Annotated in this window: 22 protein-coding genes; 9 read left to right on the forward strand and 13 right to left on the reverse strand. The window is 70.8% G+C overall.

The features are described 5' to 3' along the window. Positions 1-12: 12 nt before the first annotated feature. Together AC4PMY_RS04975 and coaBC are read right to left on the reverse strand one after the other, a co-directional pair. Positions 13-1,311, reverse strand: a complete 1,299-nt coding sequence (locus AC4PMY_RS04975; protein WP_071259698.1) for a M23 family metallopeptidase — start codon at positions 1,309-1,311, stop codon at positions 13-15. Between the two features lie 19 nt (positions 1,312-1,330). Continuing rightward, positions 1,331-2,647, reverse strand: a complete 1,317-nt coding sequence (gene coaBC, locus AC4PMY_RS04980) for a bifunctional phosphopantothenoylcysteine decarboxylase/phosphopantothenate--cysteine ligase CoaBC (protein WP_071259701.1) — start codon at positions 2,645-2,647, stop codon at positions 1,331-1,333. Positions 2,648-2,728: 81 nt separating this feature from the next. Between coaBC and AC4PMY_RS04985 the strand changes: the two genes are divergently transcribed. From AC4PMY_RS04985 to AC4PMY_RS04995, 3 genes are all read left to right on the forward strand, one after another. Beyond that, positions 2,729-3,478, forward strand: coding sequence for an NRDE family protein (locus AC4PMY_RS04985; RefSeq protein WP_071259704.1), 750 nt, complete (start codon positions 2,729-2,731; stop codon positions 3,476-3,478). A gap of 99 nt (positions 3,479-3,577) precedes the next feature. Further along, entirely contained in the window at positions 3,578-4,483 is a 906-nt protein-coding gene (locus AC4PMY_RS04990; RefSeq protein ID WP_071259707.1) for a LysR family transcriptional regulator, read from the forward strand. A 223-nt stretch (positions 4,484-4,706) separates the two neighbouring features. Continuing rightward, complete coding sequence (locus tag AC4PMY_RS04995; RefSeq protein WP_079001551.1) at positions 4,707-5,696, forward strand: MBL fold metallo-hydrolase; 990 nt, start codon at positions 4,707-4,709, stop codon at positions 5,694-5,696. A gap of 9 nt (positions 5,697-5,705) precedes the next feature. Here the strand turns inward: AC4PMY_RS04995 and AC4PMY_RS05000 are convergent, their stop codons facing one another. From AC4PMY_RS05000 to AC4PMY_RS05015, 4 genes are all read right to left on the reverse strand, one after another. Next, positions 5,706-6,194, reverse strand: coding sequence for a hypothetical protein (locus AC4PMY_RS05000; RefSeq protein WP_071259713.1), 489 nt, complete (start codon positions 6,192-6,194; stop codon positions 5,706-5,708). Positions 6,195-6,318: 124 nt separating this feature from the next. Beyond that, the gene (locus AC4PMY_RS05005; protein ID WP_071259716.1) at positions 6,319-6,834 is read right to left on the reverse strand and encodes a DUF427 domain-containing protein; all 516 of its coding nucleotides are present in this window, start codon (positions 6,832-6,834) and stop codon (positions 6,319-6,321) included. A 40-nt stretch (positions 6,835-6,874) separates the two neighbouring features. Then, complete coding sequence (locus tag AC4PMY_RS05010) at positions 6,875-7,303, reverse strand: hypothetical protein (protein ID WP_071259718.1); 429 nt, start codon at positions 7,301-7,303, stop codon at positions 6,875-6,877. Further along, positions 7,300-7,911 carry a helix-turn-helix domain-containing protein gene (locus tag AC4PMY_RS05015; RefSeq protein ID WP_064296059.1) on the reverse strand — a complete coding sequence of 204 codons (612 nt, stop codon included), beginning with the start codon at positions 7,909-7,911 and terminating at the stop codon, positions 7,300-7,302. The genes AC4PMY_RS05010 and AC4PMY_RS05015 overlap by 4 nt, the downstream gene beginning before the upstream one ends. A gap of 109 nt (positions 7,912-8,020) precedes the next feature. Between AC4PMY_RS05015 and AC4PMY_RS05020 the strand changes: the two genes are divergently transcribed. After that, positions 8,021-8,992 (forward strand): NAD(P)/FAD-dependent oxidoreductase, encoded by a 972-nt coding sequence (locus tag AC4PMY_RS05020; RefSeq protein ID WP_071259721.1) that lies wholly within the window; start codon positions 8,021-8,023, stop codon positions 8,990-8,992. Positions 8,993-9,085: 93 nt separating this feature from the next. After that, positions 9,086-9,460, forward strand: coding sequence for an iron chaperone (locus tag AC4PMY_RS05025; protein ID WP_064296057.1), 375 nt, complete (start codon positions 9,086-9,088; stop codon positions 9,458-9,460). Between the two features lie 15 nt (positions 9,461-9,475). Here AC4PMY_RS05025 and AC4PMY_RS05030 read toward each other — a convergent pair whose 3' ends face one another. Beyond that, positions 9,476-10,678: an SLC13 family permease gene (locus AC4PMY_RS05030; protein ID WP_071259724.1), complete on the reverse strand. Its 1,203-nt coding sequence runs from the start codon at positions 10,676-10,678 to the stop codon at positions 9,476-9,478. A 252-nt stretch (positions 10,679-10,930) separates the two neighbouring features. Here AC4PMY_RS05030 and AC4PMY_RS05035 point away from each other — a divergent pair, with 252 nt between their 5' ends. Beyond that, entirely contained in the window at positions 10,931-15,028 is a 4,098-nt protein-coding gene (locus tag AC4PMY_RS05035) for a LamG-like jellyroll fold domain-containing protein (RefSeq protein WP_491622130.1), read from the forward strand. 43 nt (positions 15,029-15,071) lie between these two features. On the opposite strand, the gene AC4PMY_RS05040 is transcribed toward AC4PMY_RS05035, so the two are convergent. The 3 genes from AC4PMY_RS05040 to AC4PMY_RS05050 form a co-directional block, all read right to left on the reverse strand. Continuing rightward, on the reverse strand, positions 15,072-15,449 hold the full coding sequence (locus tag AC4PMY_RS05040; protein ID WP_175116345.1) for a DUF1801 domain-containing protein: 378 nt from the start codon (positions 15,447-15,449) through the stop codon (positions 15,072-15,074). 4 nt (positions 15,450-15,453) lie between these two features. Beyond that, positions 15,454-16,755, reverse strand: coding sequence for a C40 family peptidase (locus AC4PMY_RS05045; protein WP_491622131.1), 1,302 nt, complete (start codon positions 16,753-16,755; stop codon positions 15,454-15,456). Positions 16,756-17,025: 270 nt separating this feature from the next. Continuing rightward, entirely contained in the window at positions 17,026-17,511 is a 486-nt protein-coding gene (locus AC4PMY_RS05050) for a MarR family winged helix-turn-helix transcriptional regulator (RefSeq protein ID WP_254773562.1), read from the reverse strand. A gap of 485 nt (positions 17,512-17,996) precedes the next feature. Between AC4PMY_RS05050 and AC4PMY_RS05055 the strand changes: the two genes are divergently transcribed. The 3 genes from AC4PMY_RS05055 (at position 17,997) to AC4PMY_RS05065 (ending at position 21,959) form a co-directional block, all read left to right on the forward strand. Continuing rightward, the gene (locus AC4PMY_RS05055; RefSeq protein WP_254773563.1) at positions 17,997-19,541 is read left to right on the forward strand and encodes a sugar transferase; all 1,545 of its coding nucleotides are present in this window, start codon (positions 17,997-17,999) and stop codon (positions 19,539-19,541) included. Positions 19,542-19,956: 415 nt separating this feature from the next. Next, complete coding sequence (locus tag AC4PMY_RS05060) at positions 19,957-20,751, forward strand: CDP-alcohol phosphatidyltransferase family protein (RefSeq protein ID WP_071259728.1); 795 nt, start codon at positions 19,957-19,959, stop codon at positions 20,749-20,751. After that, positions 20,748-21,959: a glycosyltransferase family 4 protein gene (locus AC4PMY_RS05065; protein ID WP_491622132.1), complete on the forward strand. Its 1,212-nt coding sequence runs from the start codon at positions 20,748-20,750 to the stop codon at positions 21,957-21,959. The genes AC4PMY_RS05060 and AC4PMY_RS05065 overlap by 4 nt, the downstream gene beginning before the upstream one ends. 95 nt (positions 21,960-22,054) lie before the next feature. Here AC4PMY_RS05065 and AC4PMY_RS05070 read toward each other — a convergent pair whose 3' ends face one another. From AC4PMY_RS05070 to AC4PMY_RS05080, 3 genes are read right to left on the reverse strand one after another with little or no spacing between them, the layout of a single operon-like run. After that, positions 22,055-22,972 carry a hypothetical protein gene (locus tag AC4PMY_RS05070; protein ID WP_071259731.1) on the reverse strand — a complete coding sequence of 306 codons (918 nt, stop codon included), beginning with the start codon at positions 22,970-22,972 and terminating at the stop codon, positions 22,055-22,057. Beyond that, positions 22,957-24,099 carry a Gfo/Idh/MocA family protein gene (locus tag AC4PMY_RS05075; protein ID WP_197977383.1) on the reverse strand — a complete coding sequence of 381 codons (1,143 nt, stop codon included), beginning with the start codon at positions 24,097-24,099 and terminating at the stop codon, positions 22,957-22,959. The genes AC4PMY_RS05070 and AC4PMY_RS05075 overlap by 16 nt, the downstream gene beginning before the upstream one ends. Continuing rightward, the gene (locus AC4PMY_RS05080) at positions 24,092-25,243 is read right to left on the reverse strand and encodes a DUF1972 domain-containing protein (RefSeq protein WP_079001533.1); all 1,152 of its coding nucleotides are present in this window, start codon (positions 25,241-25,243) and stop codon (positions 24,092-24,094) included. Before AC4PMY_RS05080 ends, AC4PMY_RS05075 begins: the two co-directional genes overlap by 8 nt. Between the last annotated feature and the right edge of the window lie 152 nt (positions 25,244-25,395).

Here is a 25,395-nt window from a genome sequence, read left to right on the forward strand (position 1 = left end):
CCGGGACGCGGCTCAGCCGAGCCGGATGCCCCGGTCCGCCATGAACGGGACGGCGTCGACGCGCGAACCGCCGATCCTGACCTCGAAGTGCACGTGGCATCCGGTCGAGGCACCCGTCGTCCCGACGAGCGAGATGTTCTGACCGGCGGACACCCACTGCCCCTCCCCGACGAGGATGCTGCTGTTGTGCGCGTATCCGGTCATGACGCCGCCGCCGTGGTCGACGAGGACCCAGTTGCCGTAGGTGCCGAGCCAGCCGGCGTAGACCACGGTGCCGGCGTTCGCGGCGTAGACCGCTCGCCCGCAACCCGCTCCGATGTCGGTGCCCGAGTGGAACGGGTTGACGCCGGGCACGGGGCGACCGGGTCGCGGTCCGTAGTTGTCGGTGATCCGGCCGGAGATCGGCAGGGCCCACCCCTGGCTCCCGACAGCGCCCGAGGCACCGCCACCACCTCCTCCGCCGCCGCCTCCGCCACCGCCGGCGTTCGCAGCGGCTTCGGCAGCCGCCCGTGCAGCCTCAGCCGCAGCCGCCGCGGCTGCAGCAGCGGCGGCCGCGGCCGCCTTGACTTCCTCGCCCTTGCGGTAGTCGGCCTCGGTGGCTGCGCGGTTCTCCTTGAGGACCACGAGCTGGGCCTCGAGCGTCGCGAGGTACTCCTGCTGCTCGGACACGGCGGTCTCGGCGTCGGCACGGGCTGCGACCGCGTCGCCGAGCGCGGTCTCGGCTGCCGCGGCGAGCTCGCCGAGGGCGGCCTCGGCGATGGTCGCCTGCTCGGTGAGGAGCGACGCCGTGTTCGCATCGGTCCTCGCCCGGTCGTAGGTGCCGTCCGTGGACTCGCTGAGCTTCGTGATCGTGCTCAAGCGTCCGAGGAGCGACTCCGGCTCCTGGCCGTCGAGGAACGCGGCGGTACTGAGGTCGACGTTCCCCGACCGCAACCACGCGGCGACGAGCGCGCCGGCCTGGCGTTTGGAGGCCTGCGCCGCGGTCGTCGCTGCAACGGCCTGCTCACGGAGCGAGAGGGCACGGTAGCTCGCCTCGTCGACGGCCAGCTGAGCGGCCTCGTACTCGTCGGCACGGAGGACGGCCTCGGCTTCGGCGAGCGCCGCAGCGGTCTTCAGCTGCTGGACGAGCCCCTCGATCTGACCGATGGTCGACTGCTTCGAGGACTCGCTCGAGCGGGCCGCCTCGACGTCCTCCCAGCTGGGGTACTCCGCAGCGGCGGCCGGCTGCGCGAGACCCATCGAGAGGACGATGACTCCGGCGAGGGCCGCGGCGATGGAGGCGCGACGGCGCGCGGGACGGAGGCGTGGCATGGTGCCATCGTGGCAGTGCTCAGCCCCGTTCGGGGGGAGGCTCGCCCGCCTGGGAACGAACCGGCTCCGCCCGGTGGGCGAGCACGAGGTCGAGCAGCCGGTCGGCGATGCCGCGTTTCGAGCCGGCCGCCGCGCCGACCACCTCGCCGGCGCCGTCGATCACGACGACCTCGTTGTCCGGCGTGCCGAAGCCGTCGGTCCACCCCACGCGGTTGAGCACGAGGAGGTCGGCGCCCTTGCGCGCGACCTTGGTCCGGCCGAGGGCCAGGAGCTCCTCGCGGTCGGCGGCGGTTTCCGCGGCGAACCCGACGACCAGGCGTCCCGGTATCCGAGCGGCGGCGAGTCCGGCGAGCACGTCGGGGTTGCGGACGAGTCGCAGGGTGAGCTCGTAGCCGGTGTCGTCCTTCTTGATCTTCCGTTCGGCGATCTCGGCGGCGCGGTAGTCGGCCACGGCGGCCGCCATGACCACGAGCGTCGCGTCGGCCGCCGCGTCCTCCACGGCGACCGCGAGTTCCGCTGCGGTGCCGACCGGAACGACCCGCAGACCGTCGACCGCAGCCGCTTCGGCCGCGACGTCGGCGTCCAGGTGCGCCGCGACGAGCACCACGTCCGCCCCGCGCTCGGCGGCGGCCTGCGCGATGGCGAGTCCCTGCCGACCGCTCGACCGGTTGCCGAGGAACCGCACCGGGTCGAGCGGCTCACGGGTGCCACCGGCCGAGACGACGACACGCTCGGCGCGCAGGTCGTCCGGGTGCGCGTCCGCTCCACCGGTGCGTCCGGCGAGCAGCGCCAAGCCGGCGGCCACGATGTCGTCGGGCTCGCTCATGCGTCCCGGCCCCGTGTCGCCGCCGGTCAGCGCGCCGTGCGCCGGACCGATGACCGCCACCCCGCGCGATCGCAGGAGGGCGACGTTCGCGGTCGTCGCCGGGTGCTGCCACATCTCGGTGTGCATCGCCGGCGCCAGCAGGACCGGCGCCCGGCTGGCCAGGATGGTGGTGCCGAGGAGGTCGTCGGAAAGTCCCGCCGCGAGTTTCGCGAGGGTGTTGGCCGTCGTCGGTGCGACGACGATGAGCTCCGCGCGCTGCCCGAGGGCGACGTGCCGGACTTCGGCGACGCCGTCGTACAGCGAGGTCGTGACGGGGTTCCGGCTGATCGCTTCGAGCGTCGGCAGGCCGACGAACCGGAGGGCGCTCTCGGTCGGCACGACGTGGACGTCGAAGCCCGCGAGGACGAACCCGCGGACGACACCGACCGCCTTGTACGCGGCGATCCCGCCCGTGATCCCGACGACGACCGTGCGCCCCGCCGCCTCCCGCGATGCATCCTGCACACCCATGCCGCCTCCTCGCTTCCGGCGCTTCCGCGCCGGGTCCTCGTCTAGTCTGTCCTAGTCCGGCCGGCCCGAGGAGGAACCAGCGTGTGCACCGTCATCATCGACTTCGAGCCGGGGCGCGCGTGGCCGATCGCCGTCCTCGGGCTGCGAGACGAGCAGCCGGGGCGTGCCTGGGATCCACCCGGCGCGTGGTGGCCCGGACTCGGTGACGGCGTCCGCGGCATCCACGACCGCGAAGCGGGCGGCGCGTGGCTGGCGACGAACGACGGCGCCTCAGGCGGCCCCCGGGCGGCGGTGGTCCTCAACCGACGCGAGGACCTCGACATTCCCGCCGCCGGGTGGACCTCGCGGGGCGTCCTCCCCCTGCAAGCCGTCACGACCGGCGTCGACGCGGACGACGCCCGCAGTGCCCGGTCCTGGAACCTCGTGGAGCTGCGTCCTGACCGCGTCACCGTGACGAGCTGGGACGGCGCCTCGCTCCGGTCGATCGACGTCGCACCCGGTCTCCACCTCGTGACGCACGAAGGCCCGGACCACCTCGACGTCCCCCGGGTCCACCGGTGGCGGCCGGCCTTCCTCGAGGCCCCGTCGCCCATCGGGCCGCTGGACGGTGCGACGGCCGCGTCCTGGGAGCCGTGGTTGCGCACGTTGCGCTCCACGACGAGCGTCCCCGCCGACGCCGACGAGGCGATCGTCCGCATCGACGACCACGACGGTCTGCGCCTCGCCTCGCTCTCGGTGACCGCGCTCTCGCTCGGCCCCGACGGCGCGGTGCTCCGGAACGCCCGACTCGCCGAGCCCGGCCATCTGCCGGAGGAGCTCGTCTGGGAGTGAACCGGACGGTGACGGTCAGCACCCTCCGGGAGCCACGGGACCCGGATCGGACTGGGGCCCGTGTGGAGGGCGCCCTGGCGCGCTCGATACTGTTGCAGCATGGCCCTGAACCCCGTGCGACTGCGACTGCTCGAGGCGTTCGACCGCCTCGGTACGATCCGCGCCGTCGGCCGTGAGCTCGACCTCAGCCCCTCGACCGTCTCGCAGCAGCTCTCCGTCCTCGAGGCCGAGACCGGCGCCGCGCTCCTGGAACGACGTGGCCGGACGCTCACCCTGACGCCGACCGGTGCGCTGCTCGTCGAGCGCGCTCGGGCCCTCCTCGCGCAGATGGACGCCATCGAGGTCGAGCTGGCCGAGGTCGAGTCCGAGCCGTCCGGTCGATTCCGCATCGCCGGGTTCGCGAGCGTCATCGCCCCCATCCTCATCCCCGCAGCCCGTTCCCTCGCGCGGCAGTACCCGCGCCTCGAGGTCGAACTCATCGAGGTCGAACCGCACGAGAGCACCACGGCGGTCCAGCGGGGAACCTGCGACGTCGTGATCACCGTCGATCAGGAGGACGGGTTCCTCCTCGACCCCTCGGTGCACAGCGTGCCGCTCACCACCGACCCCCTCCTGCTCATCGCGCCGCTCGACCACCGACTGGCCGCACAGGAGCAGGTCACGTTCAGCGAGCTGCAGAGGGAGTCGTGGGCCCTCGACGCCCCGGGCACCTACCTCGGCGAACTCGTCCCACTGATCTGTCGTCGCGCGGGGTTCGAGCCGAAGGTGGCGGGACGGTTCACGAGCTACGAGGTCGTCATCGACCACGTGGCGGCCGGGCTGTCGATCGCCGTCCTTCCGGACATCGCGATCGGCTCGCGGACGGACGTCGTGCGGAAACCCATCGCCGGGATGAGCGAACGGAAGATCGTCGCGACGGCGAGGAAGGGCTCACTGCAGCGTTCGGCCGTCGCGGCAGCGCTCGCGGCGGTACAGCGTGCCACGGACGAGGCCGTCGCCCGCTGAGCCACGGCGGAACCGGCCGAGCCTCCTCCGGGGAGGATCAGCCGTGGTAGCCGGACTTGGCCATGGCGACGAGCGCTCCGACCAGGCCGATGCCGCCGAAGACGGTGATGAAGGCGATCACGCCGATGAGGATGTCGTTGACGGTCATGCACCCATCGTACTGAACCCGACGGACCCCACGACTAGGGTTGGTCCGTCCCCCGACACCACCCGGAGCAGCACCATGATCACCTCATCGAGCGAATCCCAGGCTGCCGCCTTCCGCGACGGCCGGATCCCTGCGACGGAGCACCTCGACGCCGACACGGTCGTCATCGCCGTCCCGACCGGCGACCCCGGCAATCCGTTCACCCTCTGCTCGGTGCTCTTCGGCACCGACGGTCGTGCGATCGTCGTCGACCCCGGAACCGACACCCCCGAGGGCCGCGAACACCTGCTGCAGGAGCTCCGCGGCATCGGGGTGACGACGCTCACGGGCGTCGTCGTGACCCACCTGCACCCCGATCATCTGGGCCTCGCCGGCACCCTCCGCGACGAGCTCGCCGCTCCGGTCCTCATGCACCGCCTCGAGGACGAGGCGGCCGGCTCGACCCCGCCGGGCCCGGCCGATCTCGCCGCAGCATTGGACGAGTGGGGCGTCCCGGCGGATGACACGACCGTGCGCCCCTGGGCCACCGGTGCGACGGCACCCGCCGGGCACCTCGGCGACACCCGTGCGGACCGGACGCTCGAGGACGGCGAGCTGCTGACGCTCCCCGGTCGCTCGATCAGGGTCCTGCACACACCCGGCCACACGACGGGCCACCTCACCCTCCGCGATGAGGACCGCGGCTACCTCTTCACGGGCGACCACGTGCTGCCGACGATCTTCTCCGGCCTCGGCCTCGGGGCGCGCACCTCGGAGAACCCGGTGACGGCCTACCTGTCGTCGCTCGACCGCGTCCGCGGCTACGACGGCGATCAGGTGGTCCCCGGACACGGCTTCCGGTTCACGGGACTCGCGGACCGCTGCGACGAGCTGGCCGCGCACCATCTGCGGCGAGCCGACGAGGTGCGCGCCGTCCTGGCGGACGACCCCGACGCGAGCGTGTGGACCATCGCCTCCCGCATCGGCTGGTCGGCCGGATGGGACGCACTGACCGGTCTCCTGCGCGTCTCGGCCCTCACGCAGACCGACTGGCACCGGGCGCGTCTCCAGCAGCTCGCCGGCTGACCGTCCGCGCTACCGCCTGAGACCGGCCCACCCGGCTCGACGACGCGCCAGCGCCCGTTCGAAGGCGTAGAGCCCACCGCCGGCCGCCACTCCGGCGGCGAGCACCGCGAACACGACGACCCCGATCGTCGAGGCGAGTCCGATGGGTGCGGCGATGAGGCCGCCGACGATCAGGACGAGGAAGGCCGCACCACCACCGGCGATCCAGGCCCGGTGGACCGGGCCCCGCTCACCCCAGTGGTCGAGGATGCCGAGCGCCAGCAGCGCGCCGACCGCCCCGACGGCGGCGAGCATCCCTCCGACGAGTCCGCCGACGAGGACGGCGATCCCACCGAGATCGGCCGGATGCATCGAGACGGTCCCGACCGCCCCGAAGAGCTCCGCACCGGCCGCGAGGGCCGCACCGGCGACCGCACCGACGCTGACGGCGAGGCCGAACAGCGGGACGACACGGAGGAGGGACCAACCCGGGTCCGCTGCTTCATCGAACACGTCCATGGCTTCGACCGCCTCCTGCGCGCCTCGTCGTCGACAGCGCTTGGCGCTCAGCGTGGCATGCGGGTGCAGGGTGCTCCAGGGCGTTGCGCGCGACGGAGGAGCGGGTGTAGGGCGGCGGCGTCTTCTACCAGCCGCGCGTGCCCGGGGCGCCCTTGAACGGCCCGACGATCCCCGGCGTGATCCATCCGCCGTAGAAGTCGCCTTCCTGCGCCTGCACCGGCACCCCGTCGACCTCGCAGGCGTCCATGCGTCCCGGATAGACGGCGATCATGCCGAACAGCGGCGCGTATCCCGGGCGTGGATCGGGGTAGGTCCACGCCGCGGCACCGGCGACCTCGTCGCCCACCCGCACGTCGAGGTAGTGGGCCTCGCCCTTGAACTCGCACATGGTCGTCCCGTCGACCGGCACCAGGACCCCGGGCGAGAAGTCTGAGGCCGGCACGTAGTACACCGGCGGGTGGCTCGTCTCCAGGACCCGGACCGCGGCCGTCGACTCCGCGATGACCGTGCCGCCGAACCGGATCACGACGCGCTCATCGCGCGGCTCGACCCGCGGCGGACGCGGGTACTCCCAGACGGACTCCTCACCGGGTCCGGGCTGGACGGGCAGGGGGCGGCGGAATCGCGAGGAGTCGGGCATCTGCCCATGCTGCCCGGTCCACCTGAGCGACGACCGCGAATCAGTCGGGCCGGCCCGCTGGCCGGAGCGCCAGCCAGAGCAACCAGGTGCCGGCAGCGGCGTAGCCGACCAACAGCAGCACGACAGCCGTCGACCCGAGGTCGTAGACGACGGGGATCACCGGGGAGCCACCGACGCCGGCATCCGTCGACTTCCAGTTCGCACTCAGGAGGGCCAGGACGAGCAGTACCGCGGCGCTCGCGAGGACTGGTCCGCCGGTGGCCCAGACCTTCTGCCTGGTGGTCCAGGCGCGCGACCGCCACAGCATGACCATGCCGGCCACCCAACCGACGAACGGCACGACGAGCCCGCCGAGCATCACGAACAGGGCCGCCGTGACCGCGAACCCGCGGCGTTCGAGGACCTGCTCCGCGAACGGCCGGTCGTCCTCGGGTGGGCGGGCACCCTCCTCGTCATCACGTCCGATCATGCGCTCCTCCTCGTCGACGTCGCGCGGACGTGCATCCGTTCACCCTGCTTGCCGAACAGGCTGAGGAACTCCACCCCTGCGGCCTCGGCCCGGCCGAACCAGTGCGGGACGCGGGTGTCGAACTCGGCGACCTCACCCGCGGTGAGCACGATGTCCTGGTCGCCGAGGAGGAGCCGCAACCGGCCGTTGAGGACGTAGAGCCACTCGTAGCCCTCGTGGACCTTCTGCGTCTCAGGCGTCTGCGGGCCGTCGCCGCCGTGGATGATGCTCTTGAACGCGTGGAGACCGCCGGATCGACGCGTCAGCGGCACGATCGTCTGGCCGTGCCGCTGGACGGGCTTCAGATGGACGCGGGGATCACCCGTCTGCGGAGCACCGACGAGGTCGTCCAGAGGCACCTGGTGCGCCTTGGCGAGTGGCAGGAGCAGCTCGAGGTTCGGTCGGCGCTGGCCGGACTCGAGCCGGGAGAGGGTGGAGACCGAGATGCCCGTCTCCGCCGACAGTGCGGCGAGGGTGGTGCCGCGATGCTGCCGGATGGCTCGCAGCCTCGGCCCGACGGCATCCAGGACGCCGTCGATGGACCGTTGCTCGTCGTGTGCATGCGCCATGGGTCGATTCTCGCGCGCACGTTGCCGTTTCAGCAAGGGTCCTTGCCATTTCGGCACCGCTCGGCGCACCCTGGACACCTCCCAGCACGCCGAACGAACGGAACGATCCATGAGCACTCCCGTCACCGCAGCAACCACCACCGACCTCGTCGACGCCGTCATCGTCGGCGGGGGCGCAGCCGGGCTCAGTGCAGCCATCATGCTCGGACGATCACGACGGTCCGTGATCGTCGTCGACGGCGGCGAACCCCGGAACGCACCCGCCGACGGCGTCCACGGTTTCCTGACCCGAGAGGGCACCCCGCCTCGCGAGGTCCTCCGCCTCGGCCGCGCGGAGGTGGCGTCGTACGGCGTCCGCGTCGTCGACGGTCAGGTCGTCGATGCCGGGCGCGACGATGACGGGTTCACCCTGACGACGGCGGACGGCGCGATCGTCCGAGGCCGCCGCCTCCTCATCGCCACCGGCACCGCCGACGAGCTCCCGCCCATCCCCGGCCTCTGGGAGCGGTTCGGCCGCGACGCCCTCCACTGCCCCTACTGCCACGGCTGGGAGGTCCAGGACCGCGTGATCGGTGTCCTCGGCACGAACGCGGAGGCCGCAGCCCACCAGGCGCAGCTGTTCCGGCAGCTGAGCGACCGGGTCGTCGTGCTCCGCAACACCGCGGGCGCCTTCACGGCGGAGCAGGAGGCGGCGTTCGCGGCGCGCGGCATCGAGGTGGTCGACGGCGTCGTGGAGCGGCTCGAGATCGCCGACGACCGGCTCGTCGGCGTGCGCCTGGACGACGGCCGCACCGTCCCCGTCGAGGCGCTGGCCGTCGCCCCGGTCAACCGGGTGCGCGCCGAGGCGTTCACCGGTCTCGGGCTCCACACGCGACCGCACCCCCGCGGAGCCGAGTTCGGCGACGCGATCGGCGTCGACGAGCTGGGTGCCACCTCGGTGCCGGGCGTCTGGGCGGCCGGCGACGTCACGAACCTGCGTACGCAGGTCCTCCAGGCGGCGGCGGCCGGATCGATGGCCGGCGCGATCATGAACGCCGACCTCGTCCAGGAGGACGTGCGGCGCGCCCTCGCGAAGCGGTAGAACCACCACTGTCGCGCGAGACTCGGACGTGGGACGATGACGGCACGGGGGCCCGACGGCTCCCGTGCCGTGTCCGTTCCGACGAGGAGAGACATGCCGGGTGCACCCACCACGATCGACGACTACCTCGCCGCGCAACCCGCCGACGCCGCGGACGCCATCGAGGAGATCCGACTCCGCGTCCACCGCATCGTGCCTGAAGTCACCGAAGCCATCCGGTACGGCATGCCGACGTTCATGCTCGACGACCGCTACCTGCTGTACCTCGGCGCCTGGAAACACCACATCGCCCTCTACTCGATCCCCCCGTTCGACGGCCCCCTCCAGAACGCCGTCGCCGACTACCGGGCGGCGAAGGACACGCTGCAGTTCCCGTTCAGCCGGCCGATCCCCTTCGACCTCATCGACCTCATCGTCACGGAGCTGTTGGAGCGACGCCGGGCGGCCGACGCGCGCCACGAGCATTAGGGCGGCGCTGGGAAGTCACGGCAGTACGGCGCCGGCACCCTGGGCCAGCCAGAGCCCGACGGTGGCGAGGGCCACCGTCAGCGGAGCGACCACGAATCCGAGCGCGATGAACCGACCCCAACCGAACTCGACGTCCGCCGCGGTGAGCCGCGCATGCCAGAGCAGGGTCGCGAGGGCGGCCCACGGGGTGATGAGCGCGCCCGCGTTCACGCCGACGAGCAGGGCGGCGAACCGCACGGGATCGCCGGCCACCGGCTCCAGTGCGAGGTACGCCGGGAGGTTGTCGACGAGGTTGGCGCTCGCCATGCCGACCCCCGCCAGCTGCAGGAGCGCCGGGAGGGAGTCGCCGGTCCCCGCGATGGACGCGAGCGCCCGCGCGAGCCCGAGGGCGTGAGCCGCCTCGACCACGAGGAACAGTCCTGAGGCGAGCAGGACGAGCTGCCACGGGACGAGCGCCGGACGCAACGCCGCCGGACGCCGGATGAGGAACACGACGACGAGGAACACCGCCGCGCCGACCGCCGACATCCACACCGGGATACCCGACACCAGCAGTGGCAGGAGCACCAGCACCACGAGCCCGGACGTCCACAGCAGCACCCGGTCGTCGTCCTGCGCCTCCACGTCCACCGTGTAGGCACCGGCGAGCTGACGGCGGTACACGATCGCGAGGACCACGCACGGGACCACGACCGCGATGATCGCGGGGACGACCATGAGCGCTGCGAAACCACCGGGACCGAGCGGGCCGCCGCCCGACGCCGTGGCGGCCTCGTCGATCGCGTGCTCAGCGAGGAGGTTGGTGAGGTTCGACACCGGCAACAGCAACGACGCCGTGCACGCCAACCAGACGGTGGTCAGGGCGAACGGCACCGGCGACAGCCCCGCGTGCCGCGCGAGCGTGATGACGACCGGCGTCAGGAGGACGGCCGTGGTGTCGAGCGAGAGGAAGACGGTGCTGAGCGTGGCCAGCGCGACGACGAGCAACCAGAGCAACCAGGTGCTCCCCCGACCCCAGCGCACGAGCCGGGAGGCGACGAGCGTGAACAGGCCGGCGTCGGCAGCGAGTTCGGCGACGACGGTGATCGCGACGACGAACAGGAGGATCGGCCACACGCGGTCGGCGATGCCGAGGGCCTCCGGGGCGGGGAGGACGCCGGTGAGGACCGCGATCGTCCCGATGACGAGCAGCACGACGCCGAGCACGGCACTGCGCACGAGGCCTCCTTCACGACCGGTCCGTCGGAGCACTGTCGCCCGCTCGGCAGTCGATCATACGTCCGCCGGCTCCTCGGCCACGGTCGTTCCGAGCAGCCCGACCTGACCGCCTTGCCCCGAATTGGGGGCGCCACCCGTCTTGGAAGACTCGCAGTGGACTGACAGCATCGGAAGACGTGCCGAAGCAGATGCGTGGTGCTTTGGCCGCCTCGCTCGTCCGGTGCGCCACCACCACCGGAAGAGGGGAACACCGTGGGTCGACTGCGAACCGAACGAGCCGACGAGTCTCGAACGCGGATCCCGAGGAGATGGGAGCGCGTCCTCATCGGCGCTGCGACGACGGCGACCATCCTGCTCGGCACGCTCGTCCCGGTCTCCGCCGCCGTCGCCGACAGTGTGCCTGTGGATCCTACCGATCCGCTCACCCCGACGACCGTGACCGCGGATTCACTGCCCGCCCCGCAGATCGACGGCGTCGTCTGGGACCAGGTCGTCGCCGGCGGTACGGTCTACGTCGGTGGACAGTTCACGACCGCGCGACCAGCCGGAGCCGCAGCCGGGGTCGCCACCGTCACCCGGTCCAACTTCCTCGCGTACGATCTCGCGACCGGCGAGCTGCGCTCGGACGTCTCGACGTCCTTCGACGGGCAGATCCGGGCGATGGCCGTGTCCCCCGACCAGTCGCGGCTGTACGTCGCCGGTTCCTTCACGAAGGTCGACGGCACGACCCGGTATCGCGTCGCGGCGTTCGACCTTCCGTCGATGACCCTCGTGTCGAGCTTCGCTCCGACCGTCAACGCGACCGTCGAATCGATCGCCGTCTCCGCGACGAGCGTATACCTGGGCGGCATCTTCACCTCCGTGCAGAAGAACGAGCGTCTCCGTGGGGCCGCGCTCAGCACGACGAATGCCGCGTTGCAGCCGTGGAACCCCTCGGTGCTCGGCGGCTCGGTCAAGGCGATCGTCGTCTCGCCCGATGCGTCGAAGATCGTACTCGGCGGCGGATTCACCTCGATCGGCGGCTCCACCGAGCCGGGCCTCGGCATGGGTGCGGTCACCGGTGACTCGGGTGTGGTCCTACCGTGGGCTGCCAACTCCATCATCCGGAACGGCGGCACGAAGTCCTCCGTCTTCTCGCTGTCCTCGGACGCCGACAGTGTGTACGGCGTCGGCTACCAGCACAGTCAGGGCGGGAAGGCCACCGAGGGGACGTTCCGCATGAGCTGGGCCGACGGCAGCCTCCAATGGTTGGCGGACTGCCACGGGGACAGCTACTCGGTACAGGTCGTCGGCGACGTCGTCTACACGGCCGGACACGCACACGCCTGCGACAACACCGGCGGCTTCCCCAACGCCGAGGGATACCACCGCGCGGTCGCCTTCTCGAAGGAGAGCGTCGGGCGGGTCGCACACAACACCCCGCCCGGAGGCTGGACCTACGGCAATTTCGAGGGCAATCCCGCCACCGAACTCCTCCACTGGTTCCCCGACATGAACGCCGGCAGCTACACCGGCCTGAGCCAGGGCCCGTGGGACGTCGCCGCAAGTGGCGAGTACGTGCTGTACGCCGGAGAGTTCACGACCGTGAACGGTGCGCCGCAGCAGGGTCTCGCCCGGTTCGGTACACGCGCCGTCTCGACGAACGTGCAGGGCCCGCAGCTCGGGGGTTCCAAGATGGCCCCGACCGTGACCGCGATCGGTGACGGCGCGGCGAAGGTCACCTGGCCGTCGAACGAGGACCGCGACAGCGAGGTGCTGCGATACGACGTCATCCGCGACAACGACACGGCATCGCCCGTGTTCACCGTGAATGCAGCGGCGTCCTTCTGGGACAGGCCCGACCTCACGTTCATCGACCAGGGCCTCACGGTTGGTCGCGACTACCGGTACCGGGTGAAGACGACCGACGCCACCGGCAACGTCGCCTGGGGGGACAACGTGACGTTCACGGCCGCAGGCGGCGCACCGATCGCCTCCACCGACCTGGACCGTTCGGTCCTCGCCGACAGTCCCTCGCACTACTGGTCACTCAACGAGGCGACGGGGACGACCGGCGGTGACTGGGTGGGGGCGGCCGAGCTGCAGCTGTCCGGCACGACCCTGGGCCGTGCTCAGCCCGGCGCGGAGTCCGACGGCGGCGGCACGTCGACGTCGTTCGGTGGTGACGCGCGCGGGGTGACAACGACGACCGAACCGTTCACCAACCGCTTCTCGCTCGAGGCGTGGGTCCAGACGACGTCGACGAGCGGCGGCCCGATCATCGGCGCATCCAACGGGACGGCGCTCGGCTCCGGTAACCGCGACCGCCTCGTCTACCTCGGCGACGACGGCCGCGTCCGTTTCGGTCTCTATCCCGGGACCGTCCGGACCGTCACCTCGGCCAGCGCGGTGAACGACGGCGATTGGCACCACGTGGTAGCGGTCCTCGGCAACACGGGCCAGCAGCTCTACATCGACGGCGCCCTCGAGGCCGAGGACCAGCGAACCGTCCGGGCACAGGACTACAGCGGCTACTGGACCGTCGGCGGCACCTCGCTCTCCGGCTGGCCGGACCGCCCCTCGAGCGACCACCTGAACGGTCGTCTCGACGACGTGGCCGTCTATCCGCGAGCTCTCACCGGCGCGCAGATCGCAGCGCACCATTCGGTCGGGGTCGACGGTGTCGCCCCCGACCCGGAGAACCAGGCGCCCACCGCCGCCTTCACGACGACGGTCGACGGGCTGGGTGTGACCGTGGACGGTACCACCTCGACCGACGGCGACGGCACCGTCATCGGATACGCCTGGGACTTCGGCGACGGTACGACCGCGAGCGGGGCCACCGCGAGCCACAGCTTCGCCGCCGCCGGCGATCACCCCGTCACGCTCACCGTGACCGATGACGATCAGGCGACGGCGAGCGTGACGCAGGTGGTGACGGTGACCGCACCGGTCGTCGAGCCGGAGCCGGGCGCCCAGCCGTTCGCCTCGGACACCTTCGAGCGTTCGGTGGCGAACGCCTGGGGAGACGCCGAGACCGGCGGCTCCTGGACCGTGGCCGGAGGGAAGACCGCCTTCGCCGTGTCCGGCTCGACCGCGACGATCCAGGCTCCCGCGGGAGGCACCCGGGCCGCCCGCCTGATGGGCGTCACCGAGGCCTCCGCGGACGTGCTCACCGACGTCACCCCCTCGGTCGTCGCCAACGGTGGGGGCGGGTACTACTCGGTGATCACCCGCCAGGTCGGCACCGTCGCGTACAGCGCCAGACTCTGGTTCCGTGCCGCGAACGACGTCCGCCTGCAGCTGCTGTCCGGCACGACGGTGCTGGTCTCGCAGAAGATCGACGGGCTGTCGGCGTCCGCGGGTGGGACGCTGCGCCTCCGAGCCGCCGCCGGCGCCCCCGTGGACGGGGCGACGAGCCTCACCGCCAAGGTGTGGGCCGGGTCCTCTGCGGAGCCCGCCGACTGGCAGGTGTCGGCGACCGACGCCGCCGCCGCTCTCCAGGCGCCGGGTGCGGTCGGACTCTCCGGTTATCTGTCGGCTTCCGCGAGCAATGGGCCCGTGACCTTCACGGTCGACACGTTCGACGCGGTCACCGCCGGTGGTCGTGAAACCGCAGCGCCCGCCCCCGACCCGACGGATCCGACGCCGCCCGCCGAACCGACGGACCCGACGCCGCCCGCCGAACCGACGGACCCGACCACGCCCACGGACCCGACGACGCCTACGGACCCGACCGCACCCGCCGACCCGGCACCGCTCGTCTCCGACGACTTCGCCCGCGAAGTGACCGGTGGCTGGGGGGATGCGCTCCTCGGCGGCGCCTGGACGCTCGCCGGCGGCCGGACCGGCTTCGCCGTCACGTCGAACCGGGGTACCATCACCGCTGCTCCGGGCGCGACTCGCACCGCCGTCCTCGCGGCGACGCAGGTCGGAGCGGCCGAGACCTCGGTGACGTTCTCGCTCGACCAGGCGCCGAGCGGCGGCGGTCAGTTCGTCTCACTCATCGTGCGGCAGGTCGGTTCCGAGCGATACGTCACGCGCGCTTGGATCCAGGCGTCCGGTGTCGTCCAGCTGCAGGTGCAGCGCAACGGCAACACCATCAGCGCACTGAACCTCGCCGGGACGTCGGTCGGAGCCGGCAGCGAGGTCCACCTCGTGACGCGGACGACCGGCGTCAGCGGCACCACGATCGAGGCCAAGGCGTGGACCGGAGACGTCGAACCGACGACGTTCCAGCTGTCCGTCGTCGACGACACCCCAGGACTGCAGGGTGTCGGAGCAGTGGGTCTGGGCCTGTACCTCTCGGGGTCCGCCACGGCGACGACGACCGTGTCGTTCCGAGACTTCCGGGTGCTGCCCCTCGGATGACCAGGTCCGGCGCCTGGCATCCCGGAGCATCCCGACACCTCGGTCAGGCCCGCACCCAGCGCCCGATCAGTTCGAGCAGGGCTGGTTCGGCGGCGGCCGCCGCATCGATGGTCGAGAAGGTGACGACACCGCGGTCCGGCGCAGCCCACACCACGAGACCGGAGGGGTCGTCGAACCGGAAGGCGTCGGTGTCGTCCCGCTGATGCACGCCCCGGTGCAGGATGATCCGGATACGGTTCGCCGGGTGCAGCGCGAAGGTGACGCGGTCCTCACCGTCGTAGACGAAGCTCGGCGCCTTCCACTTCAGGTGCTCCGAGAACCCCGTGTCCGAGGCCATGATCGCCTCGCGCAGACGGACGACCGCCGGTTTCAGCTGGTGCGTGAGGGACGCGAGGTAGGCGTCGACCTCGGCGGAGCTCATGGGATCAACCCGTCGGGCGACCGACGTAGGGTGCGACGTCGCCGGAGCCCCAGATGCCGCCGACACGGGTACCGGCCCGCTCGTTGGCCGCCTCGACGATCTGGCCGTTCCCCAGGTAGATGGCGACGTGGTAGTAGTCGTAGCCGCTCGACCAGAAGATGAGGTCGCCACGCTGCTTCTGGCTGTAGGGCACGAGGCGTCCCTGCGACTGCATCGTGTAGTACTGGTTCGTCGCCGAATGCGTCCCGATGCCGCTGCCGTAGGCCGCGCGGGTGAGCCCCGAGCAGTCCCAGACGTTCGGGCCGGAACCGCCGAGCTGGTAGCCCTTGCCGACCTGGGCGAGCGCGAAGGCGATCGCGGACTCGACGCCGGCGGAGTTCGGAGGTGCGACCGAGCCGCCGCCACCGCCACCGCCGCTGGACGCACCGCCGCCGCCGCCGCTCGATCCGCCGCCGCCGGACGAACCGCCGCCCGAGGCGGGAGGGGTGTTGGCCGCGGCGGCAGCCGCAGCGGCTGCCGCCGCCTCCGCCGCCTGACGAGCGGACTCGCCGGCCGCGTACCCGCGCTCGGTCTCGGCGGTGGTGTTCTTCAGGGAGGCGAGCTGCGCGTAGAGCTGGTCGGCCTGCTGCTCCTGGGCCGCCACGGCTGCGGATGCCGCCGCCGAGGCGCTCTCCGCCTCGTCGTACTTCGTCTGCGCTTCGCCCTCGAGGCGTTCGCGTTCGGTCTTCGCGACCTCCGCCTGGTCGGTCAGCCCGCTCGCCGCGTTGCGGTCGGTCACCGCCTCGGCGTAGCTCGCGGCGTTCCGCTCGCCCAGCTTGTCCATGACGGACAGTCGGGACAACAGGTCGTCGGACTTCCCCGCGCCGAGGACGAGGTCGAGCGAGACGTCGCCGCCGCCGCCGCGCGACAGCTGTGCGATGAGCGCACCGGCGCGCTGCTTCGAGACCTTGGCAGCGACCGCAGCGGCTTCGGCCTGCTCGCGCAGGGCCGACTCGCGGGCGGTCGCCTCGGTCACGGCGTCCTGCGCCTGACGATAGGCCTCGGCGGCGATCTGCGCCGTGCGGAACGCGGCGTCGGACTGCTCCTGCAGCGAGGTGATGAGTGCGGTGATGTTCGTGATCTCGGCGGCCTTCGCTGACTCACTCGACTTGGCCGCTTCGACGTCGGCCCAGCTCGGGTAGTCGTCCGCATGGGCCGGTAGTGCACCGACGGTGAGTGACGCCGTGACGACGCCGACGGAGAGGGCCATCGCCAGCCAGGGACGGCGGCGGCCGTACTGCGCACCGGGCGTTCGTGCGGGGGTCATCATTCTCCAGTCCGACGACACGATCACGGCGACCTCGGCGGGTCGCGGCCGTCATCCTGTCACAACAGTCACAATAGAAACTTTGATCACACTAGCCACTCTCGTCCCGGAGCACCAGCTCGAATCCCCCCGGACGGGGTACGGCTGTGCCTGGGTGTGCCTCTGAGCGGACACCCGAAGGGCAGCCCCGACTGGACACGCGCATCATGCAGGTTCCCCGTGGGCACTTCGACAAGCTCAGTGACCGGGGTGGGCGCGTCGGGCCACAGGTCAGGCGGGTTCGACGTCCTCGGGCGACCAACGGGCGGACTCGCCCGAACGGATGATCGCGAGCAGCTGGGACCGCAACGCCGCCTCGTCGGGGAGTTCCGGGAAGACGTCGGCCTCCAGCCGGTGTGCGGCGAGCCAGGCCTCATCACCCGCAGTCGTCCGGCTCACCACGTGACGGCGACGGTCGTCGACCGCGGCGATGCGCTCGATGTGGCCCGCCCGCTCCAGTCGGTCGAGCGTGCGCGACATGGTCTGGTTCTGCACGCGGGCCCGACGGGCGAGCTCCTTCTGACTGGCGGGCCCGCTGTCGAGCAGGTGCAGCACGATGAGCCCGGCGTGGGTCACCCCGATGCCGTCGAGGGCCTGCTGCCAGGTGTGCTCGATCAGTCGCGACGCCGTGGAGAGGAGGCGCCCGGTCGGCCAATCGGCCATGGGATCGCGGGCGGCGTCGGCGATCGCGCCATCGGTCGCGCGCGCTCCATCCATGGCACCAATGTAGTCGCTGAGCGTGCGGCCGAGCCGCCACCCATCACCGGCGTGACGTGGGCGGACCGTGCTGTCCCCCACCCGGCAGCGGCGAGAGCGACCGACGAGGTCCGTCGTCATCTCGGCCGATGACGACGGAATCGCGCGTCGGAGACCCCTGACACCCCCAGCATTGGGGGCGGTGACCCCCCTGGAGTGGGGGATCCGCCGATGACCCCCGCTTTCTACAGTTGAGGGATATCCAAGGGGGACGCTCATCTCGACCGGGTTCACCGGTCGATCGTGGGTACACGAGTGACGTCGCGTTCTCCGCGGGCGGCCCGAACCGCCCATGTGCACCGCACACCAGAATCGCACCCGAACCCCACCATCGGACAACACCCCATGACGACGTACCCGAACCGCCGTCGGTCCTTCCGACAGGCCGCTCCGCACGCGCGGACCGAGGCCTTCACCGCACTCCTCCCCGAGGGGCCGGTGCACGCGTGAGCGCGGAGATCAACGACAACCCCTTCCCGTTGAGCGCTCCGATCGCGAGCCCGATCGGCCTCCGACGCCGTCGCGCCGCAGCGGCCGGCGCGGAGTCCTCCACCGCCGCGGTGAAGTCCCTGACCCAGCGCGAGTGGTCGCGGCGCTACCGTCGCTGGCTCATCCTCACCGACAGCGTCATCGCACTCTTCGCCGTCTCCGCCGCGTTCGTCGTGCGGTTCGGCGACGACCCGGTCGGCCCCGAGGCCCAGCAGCTCTATGTCCTGCTGTCGGGCGTCATCGTGTTCGTCTGGCTCGCCTTCCTCGGCTTCACCAGGACCCGGGACAGCCGCATCATCGGTTCCGGTGTCGCCGAGTACAAGCGCGTCGTCAACGCCAGCGCGTTCGCCTTCGGCATCCTCGCCATCGTCTTCCTGATCCTGAAGATCGACATCGCCCGGGGCTACTTCATCCTCGCGCTCCCCGCGGGGACACTCGCGCTCCTCGCTTCCCGCTGGATGTGGCGCAGATGGCTGCTCAGCCGTCGTCGCGTCGGCGAGTACACCGCACGGACGGTCGTCGTCGGCCGGCGTGACGACGTCGCGTACGTCCTCGAACAGGTCGCCAAGCAGCACAGCATGAGCTACACCGTCGTCGGTGCGGCCGTGGTCGACCAGGAGACGGCAGAGCCGTTCTCGAGCCGGGGAACCTCCGTCCCGGTCATCGCGCACATCGACGGCGTCGCCCAGGCCGCCGCGAACCTCACCGCCGACGCGGTCATCATCGCCGGCCCCGTCGACGGCGGCAGCGACTACGTCCGCCGACTCGGGTGGGACCTCGAGGGCACGGCGACCGAGCTCGTGCTCGCGGCCCGACTCACCGACGTGGCCGGGCCCCGCATCCACTTCCGCCCGGTGGAGGAGCTACCGCTCATCCACGTGGAGATCCCGCAGTTCGAGGGCGGTCACCACATCATGAAGCGCGCACTCGACATCGGGCTCACGAGCCTCGGGATCCTCCTCATCTCGCCAGTGCTGGCGCTCGTCGCCCTCGCCGTCAGGCTCGACAGCCCGGGCCCGGTCCTCTTCCGGCAGGAACGCGTCGGCAGGAACGGTGAGCGCTTCACGATGTTCAAATTCCGGTCCATGGTCACCGACGCCGAAGCCGTCCTCCCCGCCCTCATGGCGCAGAGTGAGGGCAACGGCGTGCTCTTCAAGATGAGGAACGACCCGCGCGTCACCCGCGTCGGTCGCATCCTGCGCAAGTACTCCCTCGACGAGTTGCCACAGCTGTGGAACATCCTCACCGGCGACATGAGTCTCGTCGGGCCCCGGCCGCCGCTCGCGAGCGAGGTCGCCGAGTACGAGAAGGACGTCCACCGGCGTCTGCACATCAAGCCGGGCCTCACGGGCATGTGGCAGGTCTCCGGACGTTCCGACCTGACGTGGGAGGAGAGCGTCCGCCTGGACCTCTACTACGTCGAGAACTGGTCCATCACGGGCGACCTGATGATCATGTGGCAGACCGTCAAGGTCGTGCTCAAACCGGTCGGCGCGTACTGATGTCAGGACTTCTGTCGGTGATGCCCCCAAAGCGAGGGGTGTCCTGCGAAAAGAGGACAAATCCCCTTCCAGAGGGGGCAACACTTCGATACAGTCGTCACCATCACCGCCCGCAGTCGCACGGCGAGTCACCCGAAAACGGCTCGATCGCACAGCTGCTCACTGGCAAGACCCGCACACCCGAACCCGCCCGCGACGCACTGCAGCGACGACTTACCCGAGCCGTCGGCGCATCACGTCCGGCACCGTGCGCGCCTCGCCACGATTCCCGCGACCCGGTACCCGACCGGTCGCGGAACACCCGAACCCGGGCGCGCCTTCGTCGCCCGACCGCTCACGACCGCTCACCCGAATCAGCGATCGCCTGCAGCGCCCACATGAGAACACAAGGACCGGCATGACCCGAACTGCCCCCATGACTCAGCCCACGGAAGACCCCGACGTCGCCGAGCGGTACTCCGACATCGTCGCCCGTCTCGCCGGTGCACAGAAGAAGCGGACGCGAGGCGCTCCGGCGTACTCGATCTACGTCAACCGCAAGGCGGGTCGCTACCTCGCCGCGGCGGCGTACCAGCTCGGTCTCACGCCGAACATGGTCACCGTGATCAGTGCGGTCTTCACGTTCAGCGGCATCATCATGCTCGCGACCCTGCCGCCGAGCATCGGTCTCGGTGTCGGCGTGTGGCTCTGTCTCGCGATCGGGTACGCCTTCGACTCGGCCGACGGCCAGGTCGCGCGACTGCGCGGCGGCGGATCACCGTCCGGTGAGTGGCTCGACCACGTCATCGATGCGACGAAGATCTCGTCCCTCCACCTCGCCGTCCTCATCAGTGCCTTCCGGTTCTTCGAGCTGCCGACCCCTGCGCTGTTGCTCATCCCCATCGGCTACTGCGTCGTGGCGGCCGTCGCGTTCTTCGCGATCATCCTCAACGAGCAGCTCAAGCGCGTCTACGGTGCCGACCCGGCTCCTGAGAACGGCCACAGCACCATCCTGCGCTCGCTGCTCGTCATCCCGACCGACTACGGCTTCCTCTGCCTGATCTTCGTGCTCCTGGGTGCCCCGCAGGTGTTCTTCGCCGCCTACACCCTCATGTTCCTCGCCAACGCCGGCCACCTGCTGCTCGCGTCGGTGAAGTGGTTCCGTGACATGGAGCGGCTCGGCTCGGTCGGGACCGCGTCCGGCGGCCAGCCCGTCGCGCTCGGCCGGTGACCGCCATCGACGCATCGGAGACCACCCTGGACGCTCACGAGCTCGCCGACACCTCGGCCACCGATGCCGGACAGACGGTCCTCATCGCGAATCCGTCGGGTGACGTCTACGGGTCCGACCTGCAGATGCTCGAAAGCATCACCGCCTTCGTCGAGCGCGGGTACCGGGTGATCGTCGCCCTCCCCGCCGACGGCAAGCTGGTCCCGAAGCTGCTCGGCCGCGGCGCGGAGGTCCGGTTCGTCCCCTTCCCCGTCCTGCGTCGGGCCAACGCCTCGCTGGGCGGCGTCGCCTCGCTCGCGATGGACGGTCTGCGATCCGTCCGCTTCCTGCGCAAGGTCATCGAGGAGATCGCCCCGACCGCGGTCTACGTCAACACCGTGACGCTTCCGTGGTGGATACTCGCCGCACGCCTGACGCGCACACCGGTCGTCTGCCACGTGCACGAGGCGGAGACCGCGGACGGCAGACTGGTCCGCTTCGCCCTGAACTCGCCCCTGATCCTCGCCGACGCGCTCATCGTCATCAGCCGTGCAGCGGTCGAGGCGACCACCACGGCCGCTCCAGGACTCGCCGGGAAGGTCCGGCTCGTCTTCAACGGCGTCGCAGGCCCGGATGTCGATCCCCTGCCGGCGCCGATCGGTTCCGAGCCGCATCGACTCGCGATCGTGGCCAGGCTCTCCCCGCGGAAGGGGCCCGACATCGCGCTCGACGCGGTCGGGATCCTGCGCCGCGCCGGACGCGACGTGCGGATCGAGATCGCGGGTACGCCGTTCGAGGGGTACGAGTGGTTCGAGCAGCAGCTCCGGGACCGTGCCGACCGACCGGACCTCCGGGGCGCGGTCACCTTCTCGGGCTACGTCTCGCCGATCTGGCCGGCGCTGGAGCGCGCGCACCTCGTCGTCGCCCCCTCGCTCCGGGAACCCTTCGGCAACGCCGTGGTCGAGGCCCAGCTGGCGCTGCGACCCGTCGTCGCATCAGCAGCGCTCGGTCACCTGGAGAGCATCGAGGACGGCGCGACCGGCCTGCTCGTGCCGGCGGGTGACGCCGAGGCCATGGCCGCAGCGGTCGCCGAGCTCCTCGACGATCCGGACCGGAGCGCACGGATCGCCGACCGGGCCCGCCGCTCGGCGCAGGAGCGCTTCTCCCCGGAGCGCTATCGATCAGAGATCATCCAGGTGATCGAGTCCGTCCGTCGCGTCCGCGTCTGACGGCGAGGTCCCCGACGGGCAACGCACCGACCACACGAGGAACGGCCCCTGGCATGCCAGGGGCCGTTCCTCGTGTCAGCCGGACTCGTGCCGGATCACACCCCGAAGAACTCGTCGACCAGGCGTCGCGTGCTCTGGATGTTCTGCCGGCTGGAGGCGCCGAACACCATCGACTCGATGTTCGGCTGCTCGGAGAGCCATTCGATCGCCTCGCGCGGCGGGATCGCACCGGACGCGTAGACGGACATCGCGACGGCACGGAATCGGCGGCCCTCGAGCACCCGCTGGTAGCCCTCGATCCCTCCCGACATGCGGAAGCCGATCTTGTTGATGTTCGAGCACACGATCGGGTTGTCGAGGCCGGCCTCGTCCAAGGCGTCGAGCAGCAGGGGCAGGTTCATCGTGATGAACCCGGGCTGCGCGTGGTACTTCGTGCGCACGTGGTGGTCGAAGATGGCGAACGCGTCCTTGAACCCGAGACCGAGCAGGAGGTCGACGACGACGTTCTGCAGCCAGATCACCGGCGTCTCGACGCCTCGGAACATCGCCATCTCGGCGTCGATGAGCAGCGTGATGATGCCCTCGACGTCCTTCGTGGCGAACGCCTTGCCGCCACGCAGGGCGGCGTTCATCAGGCCCTCCTCAGGCAGGAAGCGCTTGAGCGCACCGAGCATGCCGTTCTCCGTGACGGCGTCCGCGTACTTGTGCGCGTACGGCATGCACGGTTGGAACGTGAAGTCGGCGTACCGCGTCGGGTCGAGCCGTACCCGCTCCGCGACCTCGGCGATCCGGTCGTGTGTGGTGCACATGAACGAGGTGATGCCCTCGTCGTACGCGACGTCGAGCACGTCCATGATCGCGCCGGTGTCCTGGAAGCGCATGGCCTGGGTGCGCGCCTTCTCCTCCGACATGTGGTTGACGCCGAAGAACTGGTTGTCTCCGAACAGGAGCCGGGGAAGCTTCGGGGCAGCTGTCGCGGCCGCGCCGGTCTGGGTCTCTACGCTCGTCGCCATGGGAGGAGGCCTTTCTTCTTCGCGACGGGAGCGGGTGCGGCCGTCGCGGCTCGGGTGGACGGGCCTGCCGCCGCGTCGATGGTGAGGAGTTCGAGGACGTGGTCGGTGGCGGCCGCGCTGGTGAAGGAGTTCGTCCCCAGCACGGCGCCCTCGACGACCCGGGTGACGAAGTGGTCCAGCTGTGCGCTGTACTCCTCGCCCCGCAGGTAGTACCAGACCTCGTCGGTGAGCTCGGTGGTGTACTTGACGTTCCAGCCGGTCTCGTAGCCCTCGATCTCGGGCGCGGTGTCGCGCAGGTAGACCTGGCATTCCTGGCGGTCGGCGTGGATCCGACCGGCGGTCCCGGTGATGGTGATCTGCGTGGTCATCTTGCGGTAGGACTCGTCCGACCAGTTGACGGAGAGCTGCGCGCTGACGCCGGCGTCGAAGAAGAGGGTCGAGAAGACCTCGTCCTCGGTGTGCTCGGAGAACACGCTGCCGAGGACCGTGCCCCCGACGCCGATCGGCTCGCCGGCGTACCAGGTGAGGAGGTCGACGGGGTGGGCGGCGTAGTCGTAGAGGCAGCCACCGCCCTCGTTGCGGTTGCTCCGCCAGGTCGAGCCGCGCGACTTCAGCACGACGGGACCGTAGGCCTCCGCCTGGATGTGCGTGACGCGACCGATGGCACCGAGGTCGAGCAGACGCTTGACCTCGCGGAACGCACCCACGAAGCGGTTGTGGTACCCGACCTGGGTCACGACGCCGCGACGCTCGGCGAGCGCCGCGAGCTCGTCGGAGTCGGCCGCGCTCAGGCTGAGCGGCTTCTCGCAGAAGATGTGGAGACCGCGCTCGAGCACCGACTTCACCATGGGTGCGTGGAACTTCGTCGGGGTCGCGATGATGACCGCGTCGAGCTCGACCGCGGCCAGCATCTCGTCCACCGAGGTGAAGGTCTTGAGGCCGGTGTACTTGCCGAGGACGTCGAGGATGTAGCCGGTCGAGTCGACGACCGCGTCGACGCTCACCCACGGGTGGGCCTTGATCATGGCGAGGTGGGAGAGGCCCATCTTGCCGAGCCCGATCACACCGACCCGCACGCGGGCCGTCTCGATGGGCACTTCCGCGGCCGGGGCGTTCGTTTCAGACACGTGCGACACGTGCACCTCCAAGATAGGTCTGCAGGACGGTTTCGTATTGGCCGGCGACGTGCTCCCAGGTGAACTCCTCGGCGTGCCGCGCGGACGCGGCGGAGGACAGGGCGGCACGGCGGGCGGGGTTCTGGAGCAGCTCGCCGATCCGTGCGGCGGCGTCACGGGCGGTGGTGAAGTAGAGGGCGCCGTCGCCGGCGACCCATCGGTTGTACGGGTTGTCGTGGGCGATCACGGCGTTCCCGGCGGCCATCGCCTCGACGAGCGAGGGGTTCGTGCCGCCCACGGTGTGCCCGTGGAGGTAGCCGAGCGCGTGGAATCGGAGGGCGGCGAGCTCGTCGGGGTCGTAGACCGACCCGACGAACGCGACCTCGTCGCTCGCGGCGTCGACGACGGCGCGGTGGTACGGGTCCGTCTCCGGGGTGTAGGTGCCGAAGACGGCGAGGGTGACGCCACGCCGTTCGGCCGAGAACGCCTGCACGAGCTCCAGGATCGTGTTCTCCGGGATCGGGCGGCAGATCAGCGTCAGGTACTCCCCCGGCGTCAGCCCGTGGGCCGTCAGCGGTGCGACGGGTGCCGAGTCGACACGGTGTGCGCCGTAGGTGATCGTCGTGAGCTTCGACCGCTTCGCCTTCTTCGCAAGGTAGGTCTCGATCTCGGGGTGGTCGGCGATGAGCGTGTTCCCGACCCAGCACGCGATGCGTTCGTTCACGTAGAGGATCGCCTGCTTCATGAACCCCCAGCGCGCCCGTGACCATTCGATGCCGTCCATGTTGATGACGTTCGGGATGCCTTTGAGACGCTGCAGGACGTTGAAGACGGCGGTGTTGTAGCCGAACGTGAGGCAGACGTCGTCGAACCGCGAGGCGTGTCCGATCGACTTCAGGTCGAACAGCGAGGTGCCCTTCCACCCGTCCGGACCGACGGGGATCGTCACGCGTTCGATGCCGCGCCAGTCGTCCTCGACGATCGGCCCGTCGCCGTCGGACTGGCAGTACACGATGACGCGCCAGCCCTGATCCCGGAGGAAGACGGCGATGTTCTCGGCTGCCGTCTCGAACCCTCCGTAGGCCGCCGGGATCCCGTGCGTGCCGAGGATCCGAACCGTCGGCTGCCCCTGACGCCGTGCAGCGTTGTCCCCCATCGAGCTTCTCCTCATCGCTCCAGGCGCCGTTCGGGCGACGCGGACACGGAGCGTGTCTCGGCTGGAATGCTGAAGAGCCTACCGCCCAACATTCGTCGGAAAACGGGAAAATCGCGCCCTGCGTACCCCCAAAGACAGGGGTAGTGATGACC

The sequence above is a fragment of the Plantibacter sp. MDV22-iso1 genome (assembly GCF_058408345.1).